This window comes from Rahnella bonaserana (assembly GCF_019049675.1).
Taxonomy (GTDB): domain Bacteria; phylum Pseudomonadota; class Gammaproteobacteria; order Enterobacterales; family Enterobacteriaceae; genus Rahnella; species Rahnella bonaserana.
In genome coordinates, this window is sequence record NZ_JAFMOW010000011.1 from 1 (window position 1) to 255 (window position 255).

Genomic DNA, 255 nt, shown 5'->3' on the forward strand with positions numbered 1-255 from the left:
CGGCGGGTCAGGTGCTGGAGCCGCAGGCCTATCCGTTCAGCGACCTGCCGGACGGCATCCTCATTACCCGCATCGTCGCCAAAGGCTCACGCACCGAACATTTTCGCCTCACTATCTGGGGGATGGCCTACCGCGAAACGATTTGCTTCCGTCCCGAACCACCGGCGCGGCCGGTGCTCAGCGGCACGATACCGGCGCGGGTGGAAAGCCCGACCAAAGGCGACACCTACGCGTGGCTGGATAATCAGGGGCGTT

1 pseudogene is annotated in these 255 nt (G+C 64.7%); it reads left to right on the plus strand.

The features are described 5' to 3' along the window. Positions 1 to 255 (plus strand): annotated as a pseudogene (locus J1778_RS00040) (type VI secretion system Vgr family protein); the annotation flags it as partial.